General features: G+C 71.2%; 27 protein-coding genes. 17 read left to right on the top strand and 10 right to left on the bottom strand.

Annotation, left to right across the window (positions count from 1 at the left end):
* Positions 1-27: 27 nt before the first annotated feature.
* A complete protein-coding gene (cobT, locus tag IG74_RS0121490) occupies positions 28-1074 on the bottom strand; it encodes a nicotinate-nucleotide--dimethylbenzimidazole phosphoribosyltransferase (protein WP_030679587.1) in 1047 nt (348 codons plus the stop codon).
* A gap of 121 nt (positions 1075-1195) precedes the next feature.
* Between cobT and IG74_RS0121485 the strand changes: the two genes are divergently transcribed.
* Positions 1196-1987 carry a class I SAM-dependent methyltransferase gene (locus IG74_RS0121485; RefSeq protein WP_051855105.1) on the top strand — a complete coding sequence of 264 codons (792 nt, stop codon included), beginning with the start codon at positions 1196-1198 and terminating at the stop codon, positions 1985-1987.
* 17 nt (positions 1988-2004) lie between these two features.
* Here the strand turns inward: IG74_RS0121485 and IG74_RS0121480 are convergent, their stop codons facing one another.
* Complete coding sequence (locus IG74_RS0121480) at positions 2005-3216, bottom strand: bifunctional adenosylcobinamide kinase/adenosylcobinamide-phosphate guanylyltransferase (protein ID WP_030679581.1); 1212 nt, start codon at positions 3214-3216, stop codon at positions 2005-2007.
* Positions 3217-3305: 89 nt separating this feature from the next.
* On the opposite strand from IG74_RS0121480, the gene IG74_RS0121475 reads away from it, so the two are divergent.
* Complete coding sequence (locus IG74_RS0121475; RefSeq protein ID WP_030679578.1) at positions 3306-3527, top strand: hypothetical protein; 222 nt, start codon at positions 3306-3308, stop codon at positions 3525-3527.
* A 103-nt stretch (positions 3528-3630) separates the two neighbouring features.
* Here IG74_RS0121475 and IG74_RS0121470 read toward each other — a convergent pair whose 3' ends face one another.
* From IG74_RS0121470 to IG74_RS0121460, 3 genes are all read right to left on the bottom strand, one after another.
* A complete protein-coding gene (locus tag IG74_RS0121470; protein ID WP_030679575.1) occupies positions 3631-4683 on the bottom strand; it encodes a S1C family serine protease in 1053 nt (350 codons plus the stop codon).
* 77 nt (positions 4684-4760) lie between these two features.
* Entirely contained in the window at positions 4761-5453 is a 693-nt protein-coding gene (locus IG74_RS0121465) for a class I SAM-dependent methyltransferase (protein WP_030679572.1), read from the bottom strand.
* A 53-nt stretch (positions 5454-5506) separates the two neighbouring features.
* A complete protein-coding gene (locus IG74_RS0121460; RefSeq protein ID WP_051855103.1) occupies positions 5507-6187 on the bottom strand; it encodes a DUF3043 domain-containing protein in 681 nt (226 codons plus the stop codon).
* A gap of 310 nt (positions 6188-6497) precedes the next feature.
* Here IG74_RS0121460 and IG74_RS0121455 point away from each other — a divergent pair, with 310 nt between their 5' ends.
* The 4 genes from IG74_RS0121455 to IG74_RS0121440 all read left to right on the top strand — a co-directional run bounded on the left by IG74_RS0121455 (position 6498) and on the right by IG74_RS0121440 (position 9709).
* The gene (locus IG74_RS0121455) at positions 6498-7289 is read left to right on the top strand and encodes a PspA/IM30 family protein (protein ID WP_078868929.1); all 792 of its coding nucleotides are present in this window, start codon (positions 6498-6500) and stop codon (positions 7287-7289) included.
* A 27-nt stretch (positions 7290-7316) separates the two neighbouring features.
* On the top strand, positions 7317-7595 hold the full coding sequence (gene pspAA, locus IG74_RS0121450) for a PspA-associated protein PspAA (protein WP_030679566.1): 279 nt from the start codon (positions 7317-7319) through the stop codon (positions 7593-7595).
* 186 nt (positions 7596-7781) lie between these two features.
* Positions 7782-9035, top strand: coding sequence for a sensor histidine kinase (locus IG74_RS0121445; protein WP_037825833.1), 1254 nt, complete (start codon positions 7782-7784; stop codon positions 9033-9035).
* Entirely contained in the window at positions 9032-9709 is a 678-nt protein-coding gene (locus IG74_RS0121440; RefSeq protein WP_030679559.1) for a response regulator, read from the top strand. Before IG74_RS0121445 ends, IG74_RS0121440 begins: the two co-directional genes overlap by 4 nt.
* A 37-nt stretch (positions 9710-9746) precedes the next feature.
* Here the strand turns inward: IG74_RS0121440 and nadA are convergent, their stop codons facing one another.
* On the bottom strand, positions 9747-10952 hold the full coding sequence (gene nadA, locus IG74_RS0121435; protein ID WP_420709926.1) for a quinolinate synthase NadA: 1206 nt from the start codon (positions 10950-10952) through the stop codon (positions 9747-9749).
* A 201-nt stretch (positions 10953-11153) separates the two neighbouring features.
* Here nadA and IG74_RS0121430 point away from each other — a divergent pair, with 201 nt between their 5' ends.
* Positions 11154-11510: an iron-sulfur cluster assembly accessory protein gene (locus IG74_RS0121430; protein WP_030679554.1), complete on the top strand. Its 357-nt coding sequence runs from the start codon at positions 11154-11156 to the stop codon at positions 11508-11510.
* Between the two features lie 63 nt (positions 11511-11573).
* Here the strand turns inward: IG74_RS0121430 and IG74_RS0121425 are convergent, their stop codons facing one another.
* Positions 11574-13103 (bottom strand): hypothetical protein, encoded by a 1530-nt coding sequence (locus IG74_RS0121425; protein WP_030679552.1) that lies wholly within the window; start codon positions 13101-13103, stop codon positions 11574-11576.
* Between the two features lie 180 nt (positions 13104-13283).
* Positions 13284-13502, bottom strand: a complete 219-nt coding sequence (locus IG74_RS0121420; RefSeq protein ID WP_030679549.1) for a hypothetical protein — start codon at positions 13500-13502, stop codon at positions 13284-13286.
* A gap of 179 nt (positions 13503-13681) precedes the next feature.
* Between IG74_RS0121420 and IG74_RS0121415 the strand changes: the two genes are divergently transcribed.
* Positions 13682-14656 carry a carbohydrate kinase family protein gene (locus tag IG74_RS0121415; RefSeq protein ID WP_030679546.1) on the top strand — a complete coding sequence of 325 codons (975 nt, stop codon included), beginning with the start codon at positions 13682-13684 and terminating at the stop codon, positions 14654-14656.
* A gap of 208 nt (positions 14657-14864) precedes the next feature.
* Here the strand turns inward: IG74_RS0121415 and IG74_RS0121410 are convergent, their stop codons facing one another.
* Complete coding sequence (locus tag IG74_RS0121410; RefSeq protein WP_030679543.1) at positions 14865-16118, bottom strand: cysteine desulfurase/sulfurtransferase TusA family protein; 1254 nt, start codon at positions 16116-16118, stop codon at positions 14865-14867.
* Positions 16119-16439: 321 nt separating this feature from the next.
* On the opposite strand from IG74_RS0121410, the gene coxB reads away from it, so the two are divergent.
* From coxB to IG74_RS0121390, 4 genes are all read left to right on the top strand, one after another.
* A complete protein-coding gene (coxB, locus tag IG74_RS0121405; RefSeq protein WP_030679541.1) occupies positions 16440-17402 on the top strand; it encodes a cytochrome c oxidase subunit II in 963 nt (320 codons plus the stop codon).
* Positions 17399-18994: a cytochrome c oxidase subunit I gene (locus IG74_RS0121400; RefSeq protein ID WP_030679538.1), complete on the top strand. Its 1596-nt coding sequence runs from the start codon at positions 17399-17401 to the stop codon at positions 18992-18994. The genes coxB and IG74_RS0121400 overlap by 4 nt, the downstream gene beginning before the upstream one ends.
* Entirely contained in the window at positions 18991-19389 is a 399-nt protein-coding gene (locus IG74_RS0121395) for a cytochrome c oxidase subunit 4 (protein ID WP_030679536.1), read from the top strand. Before IG74_RS0121400 ends, IG74_RS0121395 begins: the two co-directional genes overlap by 4 nt.
* Before the next feature lie 155 nt (positions 19390-19544).
* Complete coding sequence (locus IG74_RS0121390; RefSeq protein ID WP_030679534.1) at positions 19545-20795, top strand: L,D-transpeptidase; 1251 nt, start codon at positions 19545-19547, stop codon at positions 20793-20795.
* A gap of 96 nt (positions 20796-20891) precedes the next feature.
* Here the strand turns inward: IG74_RS0121390 and IG74_RS0121385 are convergent, their stop codons facing one another.
* On the bottom strand, positions 20892-21293 hold the full coding sequence (locus IG74_RS0121385; protein ID WP_030679529.1) for a response regulator transcription factor: 402 nt from the start codon (positions 21291-21293) through the stop codon (positions 20892-20894).
* A gap of 164 nt (positions 21294-21457) precedes the next feature.
* On the opposite strand from IG74_RS0121385, the gene IG74_RS0121380 reads away from it, so the two are divergent.
* The 5 genes from IG74_RS0121380 to trpD all read left to right on the top strand — a co-directional run bounded on the left by IG74_RS0121380 (position 21458) and on the right by trpD (position 26899).
* Positions 21458-22078 carry a cytochrome c oxidase subunit 3 gene (locus IG74_RS0121380; RefSeq protein ID WP_016639576.1) on the top strand — a complete coding sequence of 207 codons (621 nt, stop codon included), beginning with the start codon at positions 21458-21460 and terminating at the stop codon, positions 22076-22078.
* A gap of 101 nt (positions 22079-22179) precedes the next feature.
* Positions 22180-22989, top strand: a complete 810-nt coding sequence (locus IG74_RS0121375) for a c-type cytochrome (RefSeq protein WP_030679525.1) — start codon at positions 22180-22182, stop codon at positions 22987-22989.
* Positions 22986-24038 carry a ubiquinol-cytochrome c reductase iron-sulfur subunit gene (locus IG74_RS0121370; RefSeq protein ID WP_030679523.1) on the top strand — a complete coding sequence of 351 codons (1053 nt, stop codon included), beginning with the start codon at positions 22986-22988 and terminating at the stop codon, positions 24036-24038. The genes IG74_RS0121375 and IG74_RS0121370 overlap by 4 nt, the downstream gene beginning before the upstream one ends.
* Complete coding sequence (locus tag IG74_RS0121365; RefSeq protein WP_030679522.1) at positions 24035-25687, top strand: cytochrome b; 1653 nt, start codon at positions 24035-24037, stop codon at positions 25685-25687. Before IG74_RS0121370 ends, IG74_RS0121365 begins: the two co-directional genes overlap by 4 nt.
* A 147-nt stretch (positions 25688-25834) precedes the next feature.
* Positions 25835-26899, top strand: coding sequence for an anthranilate phosphoribosyltransferase (gene trpD / locus IG74_RS0121360; protein WP_030679520.1), 1065 nt, complete (start codon positions 25835-25837; stop codon positions 26897-26899).
* Positions 26900-26904: the final 5 nt, after the last annotated feature.

Here is a 26904-nt window from a genome sequence, read left to right as displayed (position 1 = left end):
GTTCCCGCCGCGCCGGCCGGGCCGCGGCTAGTCGACCACGGGCAGCTCCGCGCCGAGCGCCGCGGCCGACCGCACCAGCGGCACCGCGAGCAGCGCCCCCACGCCCTCGCCCACCTTCACCCCGTGGCTGAGCAGCGGTTCGAGGGCCATCCGGTCGAGCGCCTTGGCCTGCGCGGGCTCCCCGCTGTCGTGCCCGGCCAGCCACCAGTCCGGCGCCCGGAAGGCGACCCGCTGGGCCACGAGGGCCGCCGCCGCGGCCACCACGCCGTCCAGGACCACGGGCGTGCGCCGCACCGCGGACTGGAGCAGGAAGCCGGTCATGGCCGCGACATCGGCCCCGCCCACCGCCGCGAGCAGCTCCAGCTGGTCGCCGAGCACCGGCCGCGCGCGCCGCAGCGAGTCCCGGACCGCCGCGCACTTGCGCATCCACGCCAGGTCGTCGATCGGCTTGCCGCCACGCCCTGTCACCACGGACGCGTCGGTGCCGCACAGGGCCGCGATCAGCGTCGCCGCGGGCGTCGTGCCGCCGACGCTGACGTCGCCGAGCACGACCAGGTCGGTGCCGGAGTCGGCCTCCTCGTCGGCGAGCGCGATGCCCGCGCGCACCGCGCGCTCGGCCTCGTCCGCGGTCAGCGCGTCCTCGATGTCGATGCGGCCCGAGCCGCGCCGCACCCGGTGGCCCGCGACCTCGGCGGGCAGCTCGTCCGGGTCGCAGTCCAGGGCCAGGTCGACCACCCGCACGGGCACGTCGAGCCGCCGCGCGAGCACCGCCACGGGCGCCTCGCCGGAGAGCACGGCGCGCACGAGGTCCGCGGCGCCGCCCGCGGGCCGCGCCGACACGCCGAGCTCGGCGACGCCGTGGTCGCCCGCGAAGAGCAGCGCCCGCGGCCGCTCGATCGGCTTGACCGGCACGGACGCCTGGGCCGCCGACAGCCACTCGGCGAGCTCGTCCAGGCGGCCGAGGGCGCCGGGCGGCACGCTCTGCCGCTCTCTGCGCTCCTCGGCGTCGCGGCGCACCCCGCCGTCGGGCCGCTCGATCAGGTCGGTGAAGTCGTCGAGAATCAGCGAGCTCATTCGGCGAACAGTACCGGCGGGGGGTGACAGGCGCGCGAACGGCCCCGCACCGGTCCGCCACCGGTGACACCGGCCCCGCGACGTCGTTGCCCTGCCACCACTGATCCCTTACGTTCCGTTTGTGCCGAATCGCCCTGTCTCGTACGTCCGTCAGCAGGCCACCGACGACCCCGTCGCGCGCGTCCTCCGCGCCCGGCACTCCACCCGGCGCCACCACGCCACCGCCCACGCCCTCGCCCGGCACCTCGAACCCGAGAGCTGGCTCGACGTCGGCACCGGCCACGGCCGCCTCCCGGCCGCCGCCAAGGACGTCCTGCCGTACACCGCGTACGACGGGACGGACCCGGGCGACGCCGTCGAGAGCGCCCGCGAGGCCGGGCACATCGAAGAGGCCCACCAAGGGCTCCTGCCGGACCTCGCGGACCGCCTCGCGGACCGGTACGACGCGGTGAGCATGGTCCACCACCTGGAGCACGTCCCCGACCCGGACGCGGAGCTCGCCGCGGCCCGCACCGTCCTGCGCCCCGGCGGACACCTGCTGATCGAGGCGGCCGACCCCGAGTCCCGCTCCGCCTGGCTCCTCGGCCCGTGGTGGCCGGCCCACGCGCGCACACCGCGGGAGCGCCTGCTGCCCATCGGCCGGCTCCGCCACGCCCTGGACGAGCTCGGCTTCACCCTCGTCGACGTCGAACGCCGCGCCCCGCACCTGCCGCTCGACCTGACCGGAGCGGCCGTCCTCGTCGCCGACCGCTTGCTGCCGAAGGCCGCGGGGCCGCGCCGGGCGTGCGGCTGGGCGACAGCGCCCCTGGTCGTGCTCGCCTACGCCCTCGACCAGCTGCTCGCGCCCCTGCTCACCCGCACCGGCTTCGGCAACACCTACCGCGTCATCGCCCGCCGCGACAGCGACGGCTGAGCGCGCCCCGGCCCGCCTCAGCCGCGCAGCGGCAGCGCCTGCCCCGCCACCACGAGCAGCACGTGCTCGCACTCGGCGGCGAACGCGGCGTTCAGCCGGCCCAGTTCGTCGCGGTAGCGGCGCCCCGACGCGGTCGCGGGGACGATGCCGGAGCCGACCTCGTTCGACACCGTGACCACCGTGCGCCGCGCGGCCCGCACCGCGTCCGTGAGCTCCGCGACCCGCTTGCGCAGCGCCCGCTCGCCGCCGCCCGCCCACTCGGCGTCGTCCCACGCGTTCACCTCGTCCATCGCCTGCGTCAGCCACAGCGAAAGACAGTCGATGAGCAGCGGCGGCCCCGGCTCGGCGAGCAGCGGCACGAGGTCGCAGGTCTCCGTGGTGCGCCAGGAGCCCGGCCGCCGCTCGCGGTGCGTCCGCACCCGGTCCGCCCACTCCGGATCCCCGCCGCGCAGCCCGCCGGTGGCCACGTACAGCACGTCGGGGAAGGCCTCCAGGCGCCGCTCGGCCTCCACCGACTTGCCGGAGCGGGCGCCGCCGAGGACCAGGGTGCGCCGCGGCACGTCCGGTACGTCCTCGTACGCGCCGACCTCCAGGGTCGTGCCGTCCGGCACCGCGCGCGCACCGGCCGCCGCGAGCCGCCGGGCCAGCTCGGGGCCCGGCGGCACCTCGTGGCCGATGTGCACCGCGATCACGTCCGTGGTCGGGCCCGCCGCCCCGGCCGCCCGCAGCCGCGCGAGCCCGTCCGGGCGGGCCGCCACGTCGGCCACGACCATGTCGTACACGACCTGCCCGCCGCCGTTCTCCGGGCCCACTCCCGCGGGCGCGCAGCCCGGCGGCAGGTACAGCAGCCGCTCGCCGTCGGTCCCCGTCACCTCGTAGCCCGTGCCCGGCGCGTCCATCGCGACGGCCCGCACCCGGTGCCCGGTGAGCAGCGCCAGCTCCCGGCCGTCCGGCACCCGGCCCGGCTGCGGAAGCCCGGCCGGCACCTCCACGGCGGGCCCGTCGTGCGGATGCGAGAGCAGCACCTGGCGCACCCCGCCGAGCGAGTGCCCGGCGCGGGCGGCGGCGAACGCGGCACCCGGCGTCAGGTCGAGCAGCAGCACACCGTCCACGAGCAGCGCCGTCGCCGCCCGCGCCTGGTCGCCGAGCGCGGTCGCGCACGCGGCGCAGGGACAGCCGGGGCGGGGCAGCCCCTCGGGGGCTCCGGTGCCGAGCAGAGTCAGTTCCACAGGAAGATCCTCCCGCGTCGCCCCGCGCGCCGCGCGCCCGGCTAGGCTTCAAGCGGCTTCGGGACACCACTGGACCTCGGGAGGCTGACATGGCGGCATGGACGTGGCGGTTCGAGAAGGCGGACGGGACGGAGGTCCAGCCCGCCGTGCAGCCGGAGGAGTTCACCACTCAGGGAGACGCGGAGACCTGGATCGGCGAACACTGGAAGGACCTCGCCGAGGGCGGCGCGGACCAGGTGACGCTCTTCGAGGACACCTCGGAGATCTACGGCCCGATGAGCCTGCACGCGCAGGACGCGGCCCAGGGCTGACGCCCGCGGATCCCATGCGCACGAGGAGGGGCGGGGCCACTGGCCGCGCCCCTCTCTGTGCGCCGCGCGGTGCTCTCTGCGCGCCGCGCGGTGTCGTTGCGCCTCACATCTCGCCGAGGGTGACCTCCGCGGTCCGTTCGGCGCCGTCCCGTACGTACGTCACCCGCGCCTTGTCGCCCGGCTTCTCCGCGGCGAGCGCCTCCGAGAGGGAGGTGACCGTGGTGACCTCGTCGTCCCCGAGCCCGGTGATGATGTCGCCGGGCCTGATGCCCGCCTCGTCGGCGCCGCCGCCGCTCTTCACCTCGGCCACGGCGACGCCCGCGGGCCGGTAGTCGTCCCCGAGGACCGTGCGCCCGCTGATGCCGAGCGCGGCCCGGCCCGAGTCGGTGACCTTGCCGCTCTTCACGATCTGGCCGGCCACCGTGCGCACCATCGAGGCGGGGATCGCGAAGCCGATGCCCGGCGCCGCGCTGTCGCCCATGTCCGGGTCGGTCGCGGCGAGCGTCGGGATGCCGATGACGTCGCCGTCGAGGTTCACCAGGGCGCCGCCGCTGTTGCCCGGGTTGATCGCGGCGGACGTCTGCACCATGTTCCCGATGGTGGCGCCGGTGCCGCCGCCGGACCGGCCCTCGCTGACCGTGCGCCCGGTCGCCGAGACGATGCCCTGCGTGACGCTGGACGACAGGCCGAGCGGCGAGCCCATCGCGAGCACGATCTGGCCGACCTCGACCTTCCCGGAGTCGCCGAAGTCCGCGGCCTTCAGGCCGCGCGGCACCTCGTCGAGCTTGATGACGGCGAGGTCCTGCTCCGGATACGCCGACACGAGCGTGGCCGCGAGGGGCTGCTCGCCGGTGGCCGTGGTCACCTTGAACGTCTTCTCCCGGCCCACCACATGGGCGTTGGTGACGATGTGCCCCTTGTCGTCGTAGACCACGCCGGAGCCGAGGCTGTCGGAGGCGTCGATCTGCACGACGGAGGGGAGCACGTCCTTGATGACCCTCAAGTAGTCGTCCTGGAGGTCACTTGCCGCGGCGGGAGCGGCCGCCTGAGTGGTCGACCCCTTCTCCCGGGAGCCCCCGCCCTCCCCGGCACACCCGGCCACGAGCCCGGCCGAGACCAACACCCCCACCACCACGAACCCACGCGAAGCTCTCATACCCCCCGAGTCTCACCGCCACCGCCCCGACCGTCCTCCGCTACGGGGCCGAACAGGGGGCGCCTCCCCGAGGGGTATCAGTCGCGGGTGCCGCAGACGTGGAGGAGGGCCGCCACCGTGCGGTAGGGGTCGGTGCGCCCGGCCCGCTCCTCGGCGGCGAGCAGCCCGTCGAGCGCCGCCCCGGCGTCGGGCACCGCTTCGGAGAAGACCCGCACCCCGTACCAGGCCCGCAACGGCGCGGCGATCCCCGCGAGCGCCCCGGCGACCGCGTCGAGCCGATGCGCCCGCGCACGCCCCCCGGAGGGGTCCTCGTAGGTGTCGGCACCGAAGGCGGCGAGCGCCCCGCCCCAGTCGCCCCGCAGCGCCGGCGCCATGGCCAGCGCGTCCGCGTTCCGTACGACCAGGGAGAGCAGCCCTCCGGGGGCGAGGACCCGGCCGAGCCCGGCGAGCAGCGCGTCGGGCTCGTCGACGTACATCAGTACGCCGTGGCACAGCACGACGTCGAAGCTCCCGGGCAGGAAGTGCACCCCCGTGTCCCGCCCGTCGCCCTCGACGATCCGCATCCGCGACCGGATGCCCTCGGGCTCGGCCGCCGCCGCGGCCCGCGCGGCGGCGAGGCCGTCGGCCTCGCGCTCGACGCCCGTCACCTGGTGTCCGGCACGGGCGAGCCGGAGCGCCTGCGCCCCGTGCCCCATGCCGACGTCGAGCACCCGCAGCCGCTGTCCCACCGGGAACCGCGCCGCGATCTGCTCGTCCAGCTGCCGCGCCACCAGTTCCTGGCACACGGCCGTACGCTCTCCAGGGCCTGCGCCCTGGCCCTCGCTCAGGGTCGCTCCCCGCGCTTGACCTGCGGCTTCGGCAGCCGCAGCCGTCGCATCTGGAGCGAACGCATCAGGGCGTACGCGACGGCGCCCTTCCGGTGCTCGTCGGGGAAGCGCTCGTTCAGGCGCTTCTTCAGGCGGAAGCCCGTGACGACGGAGTCGAGCACGATCAGGACGATCACGACGAGCCACAGCAGCAGCGCGATGTTCTGCAGCTGCGCGACCCGGACCAGGCTCAGCACGAGGATGAGCACGGCCATCGGCAGGAAGAACTCCGCGACGCAGAACCGCGAGTCCACGAAGTCGCGGGCGTACTTGCGCACCGGGCCCTTGTCCCGCGGCGGCAGATACCGCTCGTCGCCGCTGGCCAGCGCCTGGCGCTGCTTCTCCATGTTCGCGCGGCGCTCCGCGCGCGACCGCTTGGCTGCCTCCTTGCGCGACGTCGGCGTGTTCATCACGCTGCGGCGCTGCGACTGGGCCGCGGCGCGCTTGGGGGTGGGGCGGCCCTTAGGGGCCTCGGGGTCACGGGGCGAGGACTGGGAAGACGCGCTCTCGGCTACCGGCGCCTTGGCGGCCGGGGCCTTCTCGTCCTTGGATCGGCTACGGAACACAAAAGCCAAGGGTACGGGGTAAGCGGGAGGCGCGGGGCCGGAGGACTCCCCTTTCCGGGCTTCCCCCGGCATTCCCGGCTCTCCCGCGCTTTCCCCGGGGCGCACCGGCGGGAGACCGGCGGGCGCATGGACCCCCGCTCCCCGGGGAACGATCCCGCAACACCGGCCGTCTTGCAGATGTGGCGGAGCGACGGAGGGTGCCGTCCCGGGCCGTTCCCGGGGGCGCACCTACTCCTTGCGCCGGAGAGGCGGGCGGTGCAGTCGTCCTTGGGGATGAGCGCATCCACCCGCGAACAGTGCGGTAATGGATACAGACCCCGTACCGTGGGTTCTGTTGCAGCAGCTGGAGCTGGAGTCCGTCAGAAGGGGGCGCGCGAAGCCCATGAGCGGTGTCATGAAGCGTATGGGGATGATCTTCCGCGCGAAGGCGAACAAGGCCCTTGACCGGGCCGAGGACCCGCGCGAAACCCTCGATTACTCGTACCAGAAGCAGTTGGAGCTGCTGCAGAAGGTGCGCCGCGGCGTCGCCGACGTGGCGACCTCCCGCAAGCGCCTCGAGCTGCAGCTGAACCAGCTCCAGAAGCAGTCCTCCACCCTCGAGGACCAGGGCCGCAAGGCGCTCGCGCTCGGCCGCGAGGACCTGGCCCGTGAGGCGCTCTCGCGTCGCGCGGCGCTCCAGCAGCAGGTCAGCGACCTGGAGACGCAGCACCAGACCCTGCAGGGCGAGGAGGAGAAGCTCACCCTCGCGGCCCAGCGCCTGCAGGCCAAGGTCGACGCGTTCCGTACGCGCAAGGAGACCATCAAGGCCACGTACACCGCGGCCGAGGCCCAGACCCGCATCGGCGAGGCCTTCTCCGGCATCTCCGAGGAGATGGGCGACGTCGGCATGGCGATCCAGCGCGCCGAGGACAAGACGGCCCAGCTCCAGGCCCGCGCCGGCGCGATCGACGAGCTCCTCGCCTCGGGCGCCCTCGACGACCCCTCCGGCCTCGCCAAGGACGACATCCAGTCCGAGCTGGACCGCCTCTCCGGTGGTACAGATGTAGAGCTGGAGCTGCAGCGCATGAAGGCCGAGCTGGCCGGCGGCTCCAGCACGTCGAAGCCGGCCATCGAGGGCGGCCAGGGCCAGTCCCAGGCGCAGTCGAAGGACGTCACGCGCTTCGACAAGCAGTAGCCACCGCTCACGTCCGAGGAGGGCGTCATGATCGTAAGGATCATGGGGGAGGGGCAGGTGAAGCTGGCGGACAGCCACTTCGCCGAACTGAACAAGCTGGACGACGAACTGCTCGAAGAGATGGAGGGCGGCGACGAGCCCGGCTTCCGCCGCACGTTGCACGCCCTCCTGGACAAGGTCCGAGAGCTGGGAGAACCCCTCCCCGACGACGCCCTGGAACCCTCGGAACTCATCCTCCCCGCCCCCGACGCCACCCTCGCGGAAGTCCGCGACATGCTCTCCGACGACGGCCTGATCCCCGGCTGACACCGCAGCCCCCGCCAGCTGTGGGCAATCGTCCCGCGGGGCGGGACGGGTGGGCACAGCACCGAGGTGCCGAGCAACCGCGTGACGGGGCCCAAGCCCCCGGGGGCCGGGGGTGACGTCAACCCCCCACCCCCCTGAACCCACTTTCCGTTCCCCCCGCCGGACGGCGCCCCGTACCGTTTAGCCGTGACCAACTTTGAACGGTGCCGCGGCTGGGCCAGAACGCACCCGTTGGCCGTCGACGCGGTCCTCGCGGCCGCCGCCCTCGTCTTCATGGTCATCGGCACCTTCGCCGAGCCCTACAGGGAGCAGGGCTCCACGTGGAACGTGCACGCCCCGGGCACCATGAGCCTCACACTCATGGGCGCGGGCGCGGCCACGCTCGTCTTCCGGCGCCGCACCCCGTGGACGGTGCTCGCCGCCACCTCCGCGTTCTCCATCGTGGAGCTCGTGTCGACCGGCCCCCGCGCGCCGGTCGTGATGTGCGCCGTCGTCGCCCTGTACACCGTGGCCGCGCGCACCAACCGCCCCACCACCTGGCGCATCGGCCTGATCACCATGAGCGGCCTCACCGGCGTCGCCATGGTCGCGGGCCCCCTGCCCTGGTACGGCCAGGAGAACCTCGGCATCTTCGCCTGGACCGGTATGGCCGCCGCCGCGGGCGACGCGGTGCGCAGCCGCCGCGCCTTCGTCGACGCCATAAGGGAGCGCGCCGAGCGGGCCGAGCGCACCCGCGAGGAGGAGGCCAGGCGCCGGGTCGCCGAGGAGCGGCTGCGCATCGCCCGCGACCTGCACGACGTCGTCGCCCACCACATCGCCCTGGTCAACGTCCAGGCGGGGGTCGCGGCACACGTCATGGACAAGCGGCCCGACCAGGCGAAGGAGGCGCTCGCGCACGTCCGTGAGGCCAGCAGGTCCGCGCTCGGCGAACTGCGCGCCACCGTCGGCCTGCTGCGCCAGAACGGCGAGCCGGAGGCGCCCACGGAGCCCGCGCCCGGCCTCGCCCGCCTCGACGACCTCGTCGACACGTTCCGGCACGCGGGCCTGCCCGTGGAGGTGGCCCGCGGCGACAGCGGCCAGACGCCTCCCGGCGCCGTGGACCTGGCGGCGTACCGCATCATCCAGGAGGCGCTGACGAACGTGCAGAAGCACGCGGGCGAGCAGGCCAAGGCGGAGGTCAGCGTCGTGCGGGTGGGGCCGAACCTGGAGATCACGGTCCTCGACGACGGGGCGGGCGACGACGCGCAGCCCGTCGACGACCCCGACCGCGGCGGCGGCCACGGCCTCATCGGCATGCGCGAGCGCGTCAGCGCGCTCGGCGGGCGGTGCAGTGTCGGCCCCCGCTACGGAGGTGGTTTCCGGGTGCATGCGATCCTGCCGGTCACGACCGTGAAACAGGGCGGCCGGGAGCACAGCCCGGCCAGGGGAGGGACCGCGTGACGATCCGGGTGCTGCTCGCCGACGATCAGGCGCTGTTGCGCAGCGCGTTCAAGGTCCTCGTCGACTCCGAGCCCGACATGGAGGTCGTCGGCGAGGCCTCGGACGGCGCCCAGGCCGTGCGCCTCGCGAAGGCCGAGGCGGCGGACGTCGTCCTGATGGACATCCGCATGCCGGGCACGGACGGCCTCGCCGCCACCCGGATGATCAGCGAGGACCCGGCGCTCTCCCACGTACGCGTGGTCATGCTGACGACCTTCGAGGTCGACGAGTACGTGGTGCAGTCCCTGCGGGCCGGGGCGTCCGGGTTCCTCGGCAAGGGCGCGGAGCCCGACGAACTCCTCGGCGCCATCCGGATCGCGGCCGCGGGCGAGGCGCTCCTCTCGCCCACGGCGACGAAGGGGCTCATCGCCAAGTTCCTCGCGCAGAGCGACGGTTCGAGCGACGCGCCCGGTCGCGGCGAGCGCCTGGACGCACTCACCGGGCGGGAGCGCGAGGTCCTCGTCCAGGTCGCGGGCGGACTCTCGAACGACGAGATCGCCGAGCGCCTGGAGGTCAGCCCGCTGACGGTGAAGACCCATGTGAACCGGGCCATGGCGAAACTGGGCGCCCGCGACCGGGCCCAACTCGTCGTGATCGCCTACGAGTCGGGCCTCGTCCGGCCGCGGGGCGACTGACGCCGTACCACCGCCCGGCGGCGGTACGGCGTACCGGCTACGGCAGCGCCAGCATCCGCTCCAGGGCCAGCTTCGCGAACTGCTCGGTCTCGCGGTCGACCTCGATGCGGTTGACGAGCTTGCCGTCGGCGAGGGACTCCAGGGCCCAGACCAGGTGCGGCAGGTCGATGCGGTTCATGGTGGAGCAGAAGCACACCGTCTTGTCGAGGAAGACGATCTCCTTGCCCTCGGGCGCGAAGCGGTTGGCCAGACGGCGCACCAGGTTCAGCTCGGTGCCGATGGCCCACTTGGAGCCCGCCGGGGCCGCCTCCAGGGTCTTGATGATGTGCTCGGTCGAGCCGACGTGGTCCGCCGCCGCCACGACCTCGTGCTTGCACTCGGGGTGGACCAGGACGTTCACGCCGGGTATGCGGGCCCGGACGTCCTCGACCGACTCCAGCGAGAAGCGGCCGTGCACGGAGCAGTGGCCGCGCCACAGGATCATCTTCGCGGCGCGCAGCTGCTCGGCGGTCAGGCCGCCGTTCGGCTTGTGCGGGTTGTAGACGACGCAGTCGTCCAGGGACATCCCCAGGTCACGGACGGCGGTGTTCCGCCCCAGGTGCTGGTCCGGCAGGAAGAGGACCTTCTCGCCCTGCTCGAAGGCCCACTCCAGGGCCCGCTGGGCGTTGGACGACGTGCAGATGGTGCCGCCGTGCTTGCCCGTGAACGCCTTGATGTCGGCGGAGGAGTTCATGTACGAGACGGGCACCACCTGCTCGGCGATCCCGGCCTCGGTCAGCACGTCCCAGCACTCGGCGACCTGCTCGGCCGTGGCCATGTCGGCCATCGAACAGCCCGCGGCCAGGTCGGGGAGCACGACCTTCTGGTCGTCGGTGGTCAGGATGTCCGCGGACTCGGCCATGAAGTGCACGCCGCAGAACACGATGTACTCGGCGTCCGGCCGGGCGGCCGCGTCCTTGGCCAGCTTGAACGAGTCGCCGGTGACATCGGCGAACTGGATGACCTCGTCGCGCTGGTAGTGGTGGCCGAGCACGAACACCTTGTCGCCGAGCTTCTCCTTGGCGGCGCGGGCGCGCTCCACCAGGCCGGGGTCCGACGGCGAGGGCAGGTCGCCCGGGCACTCCACGCCGCGCTCGCTCCTCGGGTCGGCCTCGCGGCCGAGCAGCAGGAGGGCGAGCGGGGTCGGCTCGACGTCGAGGTCCACGGGGGCCGCGGGGGATTGGGCGGTGGTCACGTCACGCACCCTTTCTGTTCTGCAGACGATGCCTTTTCGTCTAATTGACGTTATCTATCATAACCGCTTCACGTCAGTTTGACGATGGCCATAGTGTCGATGTGACGCATCCCCTGTGGGCGCCCGTGTGCGAGCATGGGAATGAATTCGCGGCCACGCCGGTTGGAACCGGTCGGCAAGCAGTCTCCGTACTACCCGGGAGCGATGTAGATGTCCGTATCGGACGAGACCACCACCGTCACCGACGGCATCATCCTGACCGACGCCGCCGCGGCCAAGGTCAAGGCCCTGCTCGACCAGGAAGGCCGTGAGGACCTGGCGCTGCGCGTCGCCGTTCAGCCCGGTGGCTGCTCGGGTCTGCGGTACCAGCTCTTCTTCGACGAGCGCTCGCTCGACGGCGACGTCGTCAAGGAGTTCGGCACTGTGAAGGTCGTCACCGACCGCATGAGCGCCCCGTACCTGGGCGGCGCCTCCATCGACTTCGTCGACACCATCGAGAAGCAGGGCTTCACGATCGACAACCCGAACGCCACGGGTTCCTGCGCCTGCGGCGACTCCTTCAGCTAAGCCGTACGTACGAAGGCGGCGGCTCCTCCTCCACGGGGAGCCGCCGCCTTCGTACGTCAGGGCCTACGACCGCGGCGCGGGCTCGCCCTTCACCTCGCCCTTGTCGCGCGGCACCGCCGTGCCGCCGGTCGTGACGACCTTCCGGTCGCCGAGCGGCTTCTCCAAGGTCACGGGCAGCGTGTAGAACTTCGCGAGCGCGATGCACACCTTGCCCCGCTCCTCGGTCGCCGTGACCTTCACGCTGACCCGCCCGCCGCTCTCCCGCGCGGACGCCTCGTACGTGCTGCACACCCCGCCCGTGAAGTGCAGCGTCAGCGTCCGACCCGACGCGCTGTACCCCTCGACCTTGATGTCGCTGGTGTAGGTGTCGCCCTGGTCCGGCTCGGGCTTCGGCCTGGGCTCGGGGTCACCCGGCGCTCCGGGCGCCTTGAGATACGCCGGCTCCACCGCCGGGTGCGACACCGTGTAGGCGTCCCGCGCGCCCTGCGGCCGCACCTCGAACAGCCACGACGGTACGAGCGTCTGCCGCCCGGCCACGAAGTGCGCGGCCAGGCCGAAGGCGGCGCCCTCCACGGCGATCGGCTCCTGCTTCGGCGGCACGGTCGGCTTGCACGGCTTCACGTCGCGCCTGCTCGGCCCGTCGCCCTTGTGCGGCACCGGCGTCGCGCAGCCGCCGATGCTCACGCCGCCGCCCTTGCCCGCCGCGTTCAGCAGGGCGAGGGCCTCGGCCGCGCCCACGACCGGGTACGTCGCGCCCTTGTGCGGCTTGACCAGCTGGCCGCTGCCGCCTACCACCTCGCCGTCCGTCCCCACCTGGACGCCGGTCGACCAGCCGTACGTCGGCAGCCCGTCCACCTCGGGGTCGGCGTTGACCACCCGTACCGAACCCATGAGCTGGCGCGCGTCCAGCTTGGCGCCGTCCTGGCCGACGGCCTTCAGGACGGGGGCGGCGGCGTCCTTCGCGGCCCGCTCGCCGACCGGGGTGCCGAGCGGATCCGGGGACGTCCGGGGCGGGCACGGCCTGCCCTTCAGGCAGTTGTCGCCGCCACCGGGCTCGGACCGGGTGAACGACCAGGTGCCGGGCGCCTTGCGGGCCACCTGGAGCGAGGGGCCCGAGCCGTCGTTCGCCGGGCCGAGCCGCCAGGCGCCGCCCTGCACGGTCGGCGTGCCGGACAGGCCGAGCGCCTTGGCGAGGCGGACCACCTGGTCCTTGGTGACCTCGCCGCGCGGCTCGTACACGGCGGCCCCGTCCGGGCCCTCGGGCAGCTCGCCCACGGCCCGGTAGACCACGCCGGAGGGGTCGGGCTCGCCCGGGGCGATGCCTTCGGTGGTGCCGCCTCCGCCGTTCGTGCCGTCCGTGGGGTCCGTACGCGCCGTACCGGAATCGGAGTGTCCGCCCGATCCGTCCGCGTATCCGTCCAGGGCGAGCGGAGGGGGATTCCCGCCGTCGCCCGCCGGAGTGCCGTCCTTGCCTGCCGAGTCCACGGCGAGATAGGCCCCGCCGCCGCCCGCCAGCAGGACCGCGGCCGCCACCGACGCGACCACCAGCGAGGGCCGTCGCCGCCGTCCGTCCTGTGCCTGCTCGGTGCTCACCGCATCGCTCCTTCGCGTGCCGGGCTTTCCTCACGAGCCTGCACGGCGATCCGTCGCGGTGCATGCGCGCCGCGGCGTCCCGTCGTACATGACATCCCCCCGACGGGGGACGGCGATGGGACGCGGCGGGGGAGCGACCGGTTCCCCCGGCCCGGTGCGGGTCCGGCGACGAGGCCGGTTTCAGTCCCCGTACTCGGACATCCCGTCGAGGAGGCGCGCGGACGCCGCCGGGACCGTGACGCCGTGGATGCGGGACGGCGGCACCGGCGTGCCGGTGGGCACCGCGGGCACCGCCCAGTGCCGGACCATGCGCGTGCAAGCACCACGCAATGTCTCCCAGGTCTCGACTCCCTGTTCGGAAGCCTGCGGCGCCGCGCTGTCCTGCGGAAAGAGGGTCATACCGGAACCGTATGCACCGCCGGGCGCAAGGAGAAAGACCTACTATCGGGTATTTTCAGCCGTTCATCGTTTCGGGTCCGACCGGATAGCGTTAACCGTCAACCGCCCACGCGACGTCCGTCACCGCCTTGACCACGAGGGCGGTACGCCGCCGCTACACGCCGCAGGAGCTTCCAGCCGTGCGTATCGCAGTCACCGGCTCCATCGCCACCGACCACCTGATGACCTTTCCCGGCCGCTTCGCCGACCAACTGGTCGCCGACCAACTGCACACGGTCTCCCTCTCGTTCCTCGTCGACGCCCTCGATGTCCGTCGCGGTGGCGTCGGTGCCAACATCTGCTTCGGCATGGGGCAGCTGGGCACCCGGCCCGTTCTGGTCGGTGCCGCGGGCCCCGACTTCGACGAGTACCGCGCCTGGCTCGACCGGCACAACGTGGACACCGAGTCGGTGCGCATCTCCGAGACGCTGCACACCGCCCGCTTCGTCTGCACCACGGACGCCGACCACAACCAGATCGGCTCCTTCTACACCGGCGCCATGAGCGAGGCCCGCCTCATCGAGCTCAAGACCGTCGCCGACCGCGTGGGCGGCCTCGACCTCGTCCTGATCGGCGCCGACGACCCCGAGGCGATGCTGCGCCACACCGAGGAGTGCCGCAGCCGGAACATCCCCTTCGCCGCGGACTTCTCCCAGCAGATCGCCCGCATGAACGGCGACGAGATCCGCACCCTCATGGACGGCGCGACGTACCTCTTCTCCAACGAGTACGAGAAGGGGCTCATCGAGTCCAAGACCGGCTGGTCCGACGCGGAGATCCTGGGCAAGGTCGGCCACCGCGTGACCACCCTCGGTGCGAAGGGCGTCCGCATCGAGACCGCCGGGCAGGACCCGATCGAGGTCGGCGTGCCCCAGGAGGAGGCCAAGGTCGAGCCGACGGGCGTGGGCGACGCCTTCCGCGCCGGGTTCCTCTCCGGACTCATCTGGGGCGTCTCGCACGAGCGGGCGGCGCAGGTGGGCTGCATGCTCGCGACGCTGGTCATCGAGACGACCGGCACGCAGGAGTACGAGCTGCGGCGCAGCCAGTTCATGGACCGCTTCACCGAGGCCTACGGCGAGCCCGCCGCAGCCGAGGTCCGCACCCACCTGTCCTGACCCGGCCGGACCCGGGGCGACCCCGACCTGGCGGCTTGCACGCCGTCGTCCGTCTGCTTCGCCGCTCCGCGGCGTACCCCACCCGCCCGCCCTCTCAGGGGCGGGCGGGCGGCGACGGCGCTCAGGCGAGACCACCCAGCCCGTCCGGCGTTTGAGGACGAGGCGCGGAGCGCCGAATGCGAAGGGCGGGCGGGTGGGGGGCAGAGCCTCAGGCGAGGCGGCGTACGAGATAGGCGGCGCCGAGCCCCCGGGGCTCGGTACCCACGTACTCCTGGCCCTGCGTCCAGCACCACGCCGGAATGTCCACCGCGGCCACCTCGTCGTCCGCGAGCACGGTCACCGTCCCCCCGACCCGCACCCGCGGCAGCGCCTTGGCCAGCTCGATGACCGGGTGCGGGCAGCGCTCGCCCAGGGCGTCGACGGTGAGCTCGTCGAGCGCGCCGGCCACGGCGGCGGCGGACGGCGGCGCGCCCAGCGTCGCGCGGACCCGGGCGACCGCCTCCGGCAGCACCTCCAGGAAGCGCTCGACGTCCGCTTCGGCCGTACCGACGGGCAGCGACACCCGCACATTGCCCTCGCTGAGCACCCCCATCGCCTTGAGCACATGGCTCGGGGTCAGCGTGCTGCTGGTGCAGGAGGAGCCGGAGGAGACGGAGAACCCCGCCCGGTCCAGCTCGTGCAGGAGCGATTCGCCATCGACGTAGAGACAGGAGAAGGTGACCAGGTGCGGAAGGCGCCGCTCGGGGTCGCCGACGACCTGCACGTCCGGCACCAGGGCGGGCACCCGGGCCCGGATCCGCTCGGTCAGCTCCCGCAGCCGGGCCTCCTCGGCCGCGGCCCCGGCCCGTACGGCCCGCAGCGCCGCGGCCGCCGCCACGATCGCCGGGATGTTCTCGAACCCGGCCGACCGGCCCGACTCCCGCTCGTCCACCGGCCCTTGGGGCGCGAACCGCACGCCCTTGCGGACCACGAGGAGCCCGACGCCTGACGGGCCGCCCCATTTGTGGGCGCTCGCCGTGAGCAACGACCAGTCCCCGTCCACCGGGCCCCACGCCAGTGACTGCGCCGCGTCCACCAGCAGCGGCACCCCGGCCGCCCGGCACGCCGCCGCGGCCTCGGCCACCGGCTGGCGGGTGCCGACCTCGTGATTGGCGGACTGCAGACAGGCGAGCGCGGTGTCGTCCCGGAGGGCGGCCGCGAACGCCGACACGCCCACCGCCCCGGCGCGGTCCACGCCCACCTCGGTCACCGTGCCGCCCGCCCGCTCGTGCGCCGCGGCCGAATGGAGTACGGCGGAGTGCTCCACCGCGGACACCACCAGATGCCGCCCCGCCCGGCGCCGCCCGGCGAGGGCCCCCGCCATGCCGTCGCACAGGGACCGCGTCCCGGACGTGGTGAACACCAGCTCGTCCGGGCGGCAGCCCACGGTCTCGGCCGCCGCCTCCCGCGCCGCGTCAACCACCCGCCAGAGAGGCGGGGGCCGGGGGGGGGCGCGGGGGCGGGGGGGGGGGGGGGGGGCGCCCCCCCCCCCGCCGAAGAGGGGGGAGCCTCCCGGGCTGGTGGGCGCCCCGAACGACCGTCAGATCGCCGCCGTGGGCGGCGATCCGCCCCCCTTCGGAGTGACCCGCGGCGCGTTAGGCACCCTCCCCGCGCGACCCCAAATAGCGTCCAGTAGGGTTTGGTCCGCATAAACATCCAAACCCCTGCCCGACGCAGGGCGGCGACCTACCAGCGAGAAGGCCGCAGCCGAACAGCGCGGGCGAGACTCTCGGGAAGGCGCTACGTGAGTCCCAACGGCTCCGACCGCTCGCCGCGGCGCCCGATGCGGCGGAAGCTGCTGCAGGCACTGACTGCGGGCCTGGTCCTGGTAACCGCCACCGGTTGCACATACAAGGACTTTCCCCGCCTGGGTATGCCGACCCCGGTCACGGAGGAGGCTCCGCGGATCCTCTCCCTCTGGCAGGGCTCGTGGGCGGCTGCGCTCGCCACGGGCGTGCTGGTCTGGGGCCTGATCCTGTGGAGCGTCATCTTCCACCGGCGCAGCCGCACCAAGGTGGAGGTACCTCCGCAGACCCGTTACAACATGCCCATCGAGGCTCTGTACACGGTCGTCCCCCTCATCATCGTCTCGGTGCTGTTCTACTTCACCGCCCGGGACGAGTCGAAGCTCCTCGCGCTCGACGACAAGCCGGCCCACACCATCAATGTGGTCGGCTACCAGTGGAGCTGGGGCTTCAACTACATCGAGGACGTTCCGGGCTCCAACAAGGGCGACGCCAAGACGTCCAAGGACCTCAAGGCGATCCCGGACCGCTTCCGCGACGACTTCCCGGCGAACGCCGGCGGCGTCTACGAGGTCGGCACGCCGGGCGAGCGGAACCCGCAGAACGGCAACCCCGGTCCGACCCTCTGGCTCCCCAAGGGCGAGAAGGTCCGCTTCGTCCTGACTTCGCGTGACGTCATCCACTCCTTCTGGGTGGTGCCGTTCCTCATGAAGCAGGACGTCATTCCGGGCCACACCAACGCGTTCGAGGTGACTCCCAACAAGGAGGGCACCTTCATGGGCAAGTGCGCCGAGCTGTGCGGCGTCGACCACTCCCGGATGCTCTTCAACGTCAAGGTCGTCTCCCCCGAGCGCTACAAGAAGCACCTCGAAGACCTCGCGAAGAAGAACCAGACCGGTTACATCCCGGCCGGCATCGAGCAGACGGACCGCGAGAAGAACCGGGAGACGAACCAACTGTGAGCATCCTCAACGAATCTCAGGGTGCCGCGGCAGCAGACGACTCGTACGAGAATGAGCTGCCGGTACGGCGCAAGCAGCCGGGCAACGTCGTCATCAAGTGGTTGACCACCACTGACCACAAGACGATCGGCACGCTCTATCTGGTCACGTCGTTCGCGTTCTTCTGCATCGGCGGCGTCATGGCGCTCTTCATGCGCGCCGAGCTCGCCCGTCCTGGCACGCAGATCATGTCGAACGAGCAGTTCAACCAGGCGTTCACGATGCACGGCACGATCATGCTGCTGATGTTCGCGACGCCGCTGTTCGCGGGCTTCGCGAACTGGATCATGCCGCTCCAGATCGGCGCACCCGACGTCGCCTTCCCGCGGCTGAACATGTTCGCCTACTGGCTGTACCTGTTCGGCTCGCTCATCGCGGTCGGCGGTTTCCTCACGCCGAACGGCGCGGCCGACTTCGGCTGGTTCGCCTACAGCCCGCTGTCGGACGCGGTCCGCTCCCCGGGCATCGGCGCCGACATGTGGATCATGGGTCTGGCCTTCTCCGGCTTCGGCACGATCCTCGGCTCGGTCAACTTCATCACCACGATCATCTGCATGCGCGCTCCCGGCATGACGATGTTCCGCATGCCGATCTTCACCTGGAACGTGCTCCTGACCGGTGTTCTGGTCCTGCTCGCCTTCCCGGTCCTGGCGGCCGCGCTGTTCGCCCTCGAGGCGGACCGCAAGTTCGGTGCCCATATCTTCGACGCGGCCAACGGCGGCGCGTTGCTCTGGCAACACCTCTTCTGGTTCTTCGGCCATCCAGAGGTGTACATCATCGCCCTACCATTCTTCGGAATCATTTCCGAGGTCATTCCGGTCTTCTCGCGCAAGCCGATGTTCGGTTACATGGGCCTGGTCGGTGCGACCATCGCGATCGCCGGTCTGTCCGTGACGGTGTGGGCGCACCACATGTACGTCACCGGTGGCGTGCTACTTCCGTTCTTCTCCTTCATGACGTTCCTCATCGCCGTGCCAACGGGCGTGAAGTTCTTCAACTGGATCGGAACGATGTGGAAGGGCTCACTGAGTTTCGAAACACCGATGCTCTGGGCCGTCGGCTTCCTGATCCACTTCTGGTGGCCGAAGTTCACCGGCAAGATGCTCGACGAGCGGCTCGGCAAGATCACCTTCTGGACGCTGTTCATCGGCTTCCACGGCACGTTCCTCGTTCAGCACTGGCTGGGTGCCGAGGGCATGCCGCGCCGCTACGCGGACTACCTGGACGCCGACGGCTTCACCGCCCTGAACACGATCTCGACGATCGCCTCGTTCCTGCTCGGCCTGTCGATCCTGCCGTTCTTCTACAACGTCTGGAAGACCGCCAAGTACGGCAAGAAGGTCGAGGTCGACGACCCGTGGGGCTACGGCCGCTCGCTCGAGTGGGCCACGTCCTGCCCGCCGCCGCGGCACAACTTCCTCACGCTGCCGCGCATCCGTAGCGAATCCCCGGCGTTCGACCTGCACCACCCGGAGATCGCCGCACTCGACCAGCTCGAGAACGCCGGTCACGGCGAGAAGGCGCTCGCTGGCAACAAGGAGGCCGGCAAGTGAAGATCCAGGGCAAGATGTTCATCTGGCTGAGCGTCTTCGTACTGGCCATGGCGATCGTCTATGGCTGGTGGTCGAAGGAGCCCGCCGGTACCACCGCGCTCTTCCTGGCCTTCGGCCTGTGCATCATGATCGGCTACTACCTGGCCTTCACGGCCCGGCGTGTCGACGCTGCCGCGCAGGACAACAAGGAAGCGGACGTCGCGGACGAGGCCGGCGAGGTGGGCTTCTTCAGCCCGCACAGCTGGCAGCCGCTGTCCCTGGCCGTCGGTGGCGCGCTCGCCTTCATGGGCGTCGTCTTCGGCTGGTGGCTGCTGTATTTCTCGGCCCCGATCATCCTGATCGGCCTGTGGGGCTGGGTCTTCGAGTACTACCGCGGCGAGAACCAGAACCAGTAGGGAACTCCCGCCGCACCCCCAGGGGCCCGGACACTCCGTCAGGAGCGTCCGGGCCCCTGGCCTTTCCCGCCGCCCTCCCGCGTCCGCCTTCCGGGTGAACCCTCGTACGGGTCACTCACCGCGCACGGCGTGTCGAACCTTCATACCGTGTGGTCATGAGCCACTCTCCGCGAATCCGCACGGTACTGAGCTGCACCCTCCTTGTGGTCGCCGTCGGCACGGTCACCACGGCCTGCGGGGCGGGCGGCCATCCGCTCTCGGCGAAGCCGTACGACGCGGCGAGCCAGGTCGCCTTCAACGGCCCCGCGGGCAGCAGCGGGAAGGCCGACCCGGACAAGCCCCTGGAAGTCACCGCACAGGGCGAGGACGGGCGCATCACGGACGTCACGGCCACCGACCAGCAGGGCCGCTACGTGGCGGGCGAACTCGCCGCCGACGGCACCCGCTGGCACAGCACCGTGCCCCTGGCGGCGGGCGCCCGCTACACCGTCCGGGTGAGCACGGAGGACGACGAGGGCTCGCCCGGCCGCAAGGTCCTGGCCTTCGACACCGCGGCCGCCGCCAAGAAGCGGCAGCTGAAGGTCACCTTCGGCCCGGAGGCGGGCAAGTACGGCGTGGGCCAGCCCGTCACCGCGAAGCTCAGCGCCCCCGTCAAGGCCAAGGCGGCCAGGGCCGTCGTCGAACGGGCGCTCAAGGTCCGCTCGCAGCCCGCGACGGAGGGCTCCTGGCACTGGGTGGACAGCAAGACGCTGCACTACCGCCCCAAGGAGTTCTGGCCCACCCACGCCACCATCCACGCCCACAGCAACCTGGAGGGCGTGAAGGTCACCGACAAGCTCTGGGGCGCCGAGTCCAAGCCCCTGAAGCTGACCACCGGCGACAAGGTCGTGGCCGTCACGGACGCCGGCTCGCACTGGATGACGGTCTACCGCAACGGCGAGGAGATCAACTCCATCCCGGTGACCACCGGCAAGCCCGGGTACTCCACGCGCAACGGCATCAAGGTGGTGCTCGGCAAGGAGTACGTCGTACGGATGACCAGCGCCAGCATCGGCGCCTCGGACTTCTACGACAAAATGGTCTATTACGCGACGAGGGTGACGGACAGTGGCGAATACGTCCACGCCGCCCCCTGGTCGGTGGGCTCCCAGGGCTACGCCAACACCAGCCACGGCTGCACCGGCATGAGCACGGGCAACGCCGCCTGGTTCTACGAGACGGTCCGTCAGGGTGACATCGTCGAGGTCGTCAACAGCTACGGCGCCGACATGGACCACTTCGGCAACGGCTACGGCGACTGGAACGTCCCGTGGAAGACCTGGCGCAAGGGCAGCGCCCTCCTGGCGGACACGAAGAAGGGCCATGCGGCCCTCCAGGCGACCCGCTTGCGCCCCCGGTCCGTCTAGCCGGGGCCGGTCGGAGGGGCGCTCCGAAGGGGCGCGGGGAACCGCGCGAGCAACCACAGGCGCCCCGCCCCCGACGAACGGCGGAAAGCCGCGCTCCTACGCGCTCAGGGCGGCCCTGGAGCGCAGCAGGGAGGCCAGGGCGGCGGCGAACTCCACCGGGTCGACCGGGAGGGTCACCGCCGCCTCGGCGCGGCTCCAGGTGGCCAGCCACGCGTCCTGCGGCCGCCCCATGAGCAGCAGCACCGGCGGGGCCTGGAAGACCTCGTCCTTGATCTGGCGGCAGACGCCCATGCCCCCCGCGGGCGCGGCCTCGCCGTCGAGCACGCACACGTCGATGCCGCCGTGGTCGAGTTCCTTGAGGACCGCGGGCAGCGTCGCGCATTCGACGAAGCGGACCTCGGGGACGTCACTGGCGGGCCTGCGCCCGGCCGCGAGGCGGACCTGTTCGCGCGTGCTCGCGTCATCGCTGTAGATCAACACCGTGGCGGTCGGCTGCATGGTTCCTCCGCGTCGTCGAGGGATCTCGCGCGGATGCTACTCCTCCCGACACCCCGTCAACACCGGTTCGGACAGTGCCGCGATGGGCCATCCGGGCAGGACACACGCCGCAGACACTCCGAACGGCACCCCCCGGGGTGAGGGCGGGATAAGCGACCGACATAATGTCGGTCGTGGCGACAGCAACGACAGTAGACACCGGGCACGCGCACCCGCCGGTCAATCGACCGAACCTCACCAGCGTCGGAACCATCATCTGGCTGAGTTCCGAGCTGATGTTCTTCGCGGCCCTCTTCGCGATGTACTTCACCCTGCGATCGGTGACCGGTCCAGATCACTGGAAGGAAATGGCGTCAAGCCTGAACTTCCCGTTCTCTGCGACGAACACCACGATCCTGGTGCTCTCCTCCCTCACCTGCCAGCTCGGCGTGTTCGCCGCCGAGCGCGGGGACGTGAAGAAGCTCCGGATGTGGTTCATCGTCACCTTCATCATGGGTGCGGTCTTCATCGGCGGTCAGGTCTTCGAGTACACGGAGCTGGTCAAGCACGAGGGCCTCTCGCTCTCGTCTGACCCGTACGGCTCAGTGTTCTACCTGACCACCGGTTTCCACGGACTGCATGTGACAGGCGGACTCATCGCCTTCCTGCTGGTCCTCGGTCGTACCTACGCGGCTCGAAGGTTCACTCACGAGCAGGCGACCGCCGCCATCGTCGTGTCCTACTACTGGCACTTCGTCGATGTCGTCTGGATCGGCCTCTTCGCCACGATCTACATGATCAAGTAGTCGACGCCGGGATCACGGCGGCCCCGTGCCGTCCGAAGAGCCCGACGTACCGACACATTCCAGAAGCATCGACGCAGAAGATCCTGACACCGGGGTAATCCGTGAAAAAGCTCTCCGCACGACGACGCCATCCGCTGGCGGCGGTCGTCGTCCTACTCCTCGCGCTGGCGGCCACCGGGGGGCTGTACGCCGCGTTCGCGCCGGCGGACAAGGCGCAGGCCGACGAAACCGCTCAGTCCCTCGCCATTGACGAGGGCAAGAAGCTCTATGCCGTGGGCTGCTCCAGCTGCCACGGAACCGGCGGTCAGGGCACCACCGACGGCCCGAGCCTGGTCGGCGTCGGCGCCGCGGCTGTCGACTTCCAGGTCGGCACCGGCCGCATGCCGCTGCAGCAGCAGGGCGCCCAGGCGCCGAAGAAGAAGGTCATCTACAGCCAGGCTGAGATCGACCAGCTGGCCGCGTACGTCGCCTCGCTCGGCGCCGGCCCCTCCGTCCCGACCGAGAAGCAGGTCGACCCGAAGGGCGCCGACATCGCCAAGGGTGGCGAGCTGTTCCGCACGAACTGTGCCCAGTGCCACAACTTCACCGGTGAGGGCGGCGCGCTGACCCACGGCAAGTTCGCGCCGAGCCTCGAAGGCGTGAGCAAGAAGCACATCTACGAGGCCATGCAGACCGGCCCGCAGAACATGCCTTCCTTCCCCGACACGACGATGCCGGAGAAGAACAAGAAGGAAATCATCGCGTACATCGACGCGGTCAACAGCGAGAAGACCGAGAGCCCCGGCGGTCTCAAGCTGGGCGGTCTCGGACCGGTCAGTGAGGGTCTGTTCGCCTGGATCTTCGGCCTCGGCGCGCTGATCGCGGTCGCCGTGTGGGTCGCCGCCCGGACCGCAAAGGCCAAGAAGTCATGAGTAGCCAAGAAACCCCAGAAGAGAACCTGCCCAGCGAGCAGGAGTCCGCGCACGGCGCGGTGGCCGTGGCCGAGGACCCGTTCGCGGACCCGGGCCTGCCGCCGCACGAGAACCGCGTCCAGGACATCGACGAGAAGGCCGCCCGGCGCTCCGAGCGCACGGTCGCGATGCTCTTCACGATCTCGATGCTGGCGACCGTCGCCTTCATCGCCTCGTACGTGGCGTTCCCGGTCGACAAGAACGTCTACATCTGGCCGATCGGGCACATCAGCGCGCTGAACTTCGCGCTCGGCATGACCCTCGGCGTGGCGCTGTTCTGCATCGGCGCGGGCGCGGTCCACTGGGCCCGCACCCTGATGTCCGACGTCGAGGTCGCCGACGACCGGCACCCGATCGAGGCCGAGCCCGAGGTCAAGGCCAAGGTCATGGCGGACTTCGCGGAGGGCGCGAAGGAGTCCCAGCTCGGCCGGCGCAAGCTGATCCGCAACACCATGTTCGGCGCGCTGACCCTGGTTCCGCTGTCCGGTGTCGTCCTGCTGCGTGACCTCGGTCCGCTGCCGGAGGACAAGCTGCGGCACACCCTGTGGTCCAAGGGCAAGCTGCTCGTGAACATGAACACGAACGAGCCGCTGCGTCCCTCGGACGTGGCAGTCGGTTCGCTGACCTTCGCCAAGCCGGAAGGCCTGGAGGAGCACGACCACGACTTCCAGACCCAGATCGCCAAGGCCGCCCTGATGATCGTCCGGCTCCAGCCGGCCGACATCAAGGACAAGCGCGAGCTGGCGTGGTCGCACGAGGGCATCGTCGCGTACTCCAAGATCTGCACCCACGTGGGCTGCCCGATCTCCCTGTACGAGCAGCAGACGCACCACGTCCTCTGCCCGTGCCACCAGTCCACCTTCGACCTCTCCGACGGCGCCCGAGTCATCTTCGGCCCCGCCGGTCACGCCCTTCCGCAGCTGAAGATCGGCGTGAACGAGGAGGGCTACCTCGAGGCGCACGGCGACTTCGAAGAGCCCGTCGGTCCTGCCTTCTGGGAGCGCGGATGAGCACCGAGAACACCACGGCGACGGCGGCCCCGTCGACCGACTCACGCAAGAAAGCGCCCGCCGGCGAGCGGGTCGCCGACTGGGCCGACGGCCGCCTTGGGATCTACTCCCTGGCCAAGGCCAACATGCGCAAGATCTTCCCGGACCACTGGTCCTTCATGCTCGGTGAGATCTGCCTCTACAGCTTCATCATCATCATCCTCACGGGTGTGTACCTGACGCTGTTCTTCCACCCGTCGATGAACGAGGTGGAGTACCACGGCAGCTACGTGCCCCTGCAGGGCCAGCTGATGTCCGAGGCGTTCAACTCGACCATGCACATCTCCTTCGATGTGCGCGGTGGTCTGCTGATCCGGCAGATCCACCACTGGGCGGCGCTGATCTTCCTCGCCGGCATGTTCGTGCACATGATGCGCGTGTTCTTCACCGGTGCGTTCCGCAAGCCGCGTGAGGTCAACTGGCTGTTCGGCTTCCTGCTGTTCGTCCTCGGCATGTTCACCGGCTTCACCGGTTACTCGCTGCCCGACGACCTGCTCTCCGGCACCGGTGTCCGCTTCATGCAGGGCGCGGTCCTGTCCGTGCCGATCGTCGGTACGTACCTGTCGATGTTCCTGTTCGGCGGCGAGTTCCCCGGCGGCGACTTCGTGGCCCGCTTCTACTCGGTCCACATCCTGCTGCTGCCGGGCATCATGCTCGGCCTCGTGGTGGCGCACCTGATCCTGGTCTTCTACCACAAGCACACGCAGTTCGCGGGCCCCGGCAAGACGAACAAGAACGTCGTCGGCATGCCGCTGCTCCCGGTCTACATGGCCAAGGCCGGAGGCTTCTTCTTCCTGGTCTTCGGCGTCATCGCGGTCGTCGCCGCGATCGCCTCGATCAACCCGATCTGGGCGATCGGCCCGTACCGTCCGGACCAGGTGTCCACCGGCGCCCAGCCCGACTGGTACATGGGCTTCGCCGAGGGTCTGATCCGTGTCATGCCGGGCTGGGAGATCAACCTCTGGGGCCACACCCTGGTCCTGGGCGTGTTCATCCCGCTGGTCATCTTCCCGCTGGTCCTCGCGGCCATCGCCGTCTACCCGTTCATCGAGTCCTGGGTCACCGGCGACAAGCGCGAGCACCACATCCTGGACCGCCCGCGCAACGCCCCGACCCGGACCGCGTTCGGTGTCGCCTGGATCACCGCGTACATGATCATGCTGGTCGGTGGTGGAAACGACCTCTGGGCCACGCACTTCCACCTGTCGATCAACTCGATCACCTGGTTCGTCCGGATCTTCTTCTTCGTCGGACCGGTCATCGCGTTCGTCGTCACCAAGCGGATCTGCCTGGGCCTCCAGCGCCGCGACAAGGACAAGGTGCTGCACGGACGCGAGTCCGGCATCATCAAGCGCCTGCCGCACGGTGAGTTCATCGAGGTGCACGAGCCGCTCGACCAGGACCAGCTGCACACCCTCACCGCGCACGAGCAGTACAAGCCGCTCGAGATCGGCCCGACGGTCGACGAGAACGGCGTCCAGCGCAAGGTGACGGGCTCGCAGAAGCTGCGGGCGAAGCTGTCCAAGGGCATGTACGGCGAGGACGGCCAGATCCCGAAGCCGACGGTCGACGAGTACAAGGAGATCACGAGCGGCCACGGTCACCACTGATCCCTGAGGTTCCAGACCGTTAACGGTCGCCACGGCAAGAGCCCCGTCCAGCACCTGGACGGGGCTCTTCGCCGTCCCCGGGCTGGATAGGGTGGGGTTCACCCCCAGAGGTGGGGACGGATCCCTCGACGAAACTCAGGAGCGGCCATGAGCGCTGTGACCCCCGCAGGAGGCGACACCGCGGCGGCCCGTTCCTGGCCCGACGTGCTGAACGGCCTCCTCGACGGCCGCGACCAGAGCGCCGACGACACCGCCTGGGCGATGGACCGCATCATGCGCGGCGAGGCCACCGACGCGCAGATCGCGGGCTTCGCCGTCGCGCTGCGCGCCAAGGGGGAGACCGTCGAGGAGATCTCCGGTCTCGTCCGCGCCATGTACGAGCACGCGCACGTCATCGACGTGCCCGGGCCGAGCGTCGACATCGTCGGCACCGGCGGCGACGGCGCCAAGACCGTCAACATCTCCACCATGTCCGCGATCGTCGTCGCCGGGACCGGCGCGAAGGTCGTCAAGCACGGCAACCGGGCGGCGTCCAGCGCCTCCGGTGCCTCGGACGTCCTGGAGAAGCTCGGCGTCAATCTGGAGCTGACGCCGCAGCGGGTGCGCGAGGTGGCGGAGGAGGCCGGGATCACCTTCTGCTTCGCGGTGAAGTTCCACCCGGCGCTGCGGCACGTGGCGCCCGCGCGGCGCGAACTGGGCATCCGCACGACGTTCAACTTCCTCGGCCCGCTGACCAACCCGGCGAAGGTCAGGGCCCAGGCCACCGGTGTCGCGGACGCGCGGATGGCGCCGATCCTCGCGGGCGTGCTCGCCGAGCGCGGCTCCTCCGCCCTCGTCTTCCGCGGCGACGACGGCCTGGACGAGCTCACCACCACCGCCACGTCCCGGGTGTGGGTGGTCCGCGACGGCAGTGTCCGCGAGGAGGCCTTCGACCCGCGTGACGTCGGCATCGACGTGGTGCCCGTCGAGGCACTCCGGGGCGCCGACGCCTCCTACAACGCGGAGGTCGCGCGGCGGCTCCTGGACGGTGAGACGGGCCCCGTGCGGGACGCGGTGCTGCTGAACGCCGCGGCGGCCCTGGTCGCCCTGGAGCCGGGCGAGGGCCCGCTCGTGGAGCGAATCCGCGCGGGGATGGCCAAGGCGGCCGACGCCATCGATTCCGGCGCGGCGAGGGCGGCGCTGGCGCGCTGGGTAGCAGCCAGCAACGCCTGAGCCCC

The sequence above is a fragment of the Streptomyces sp. NRRL B-1347 genome, assembly GCF_000720325.1.
GTDB lineage: Bacteria > Actinomycetota > Actinomycetes > Streptomycetales > Streptomycetaceae > Streptomyces.
Note: the sequence above shows the minus strand (reverse complement) of the source record. Positions and strands in the feature narration are given on the sequence as shown.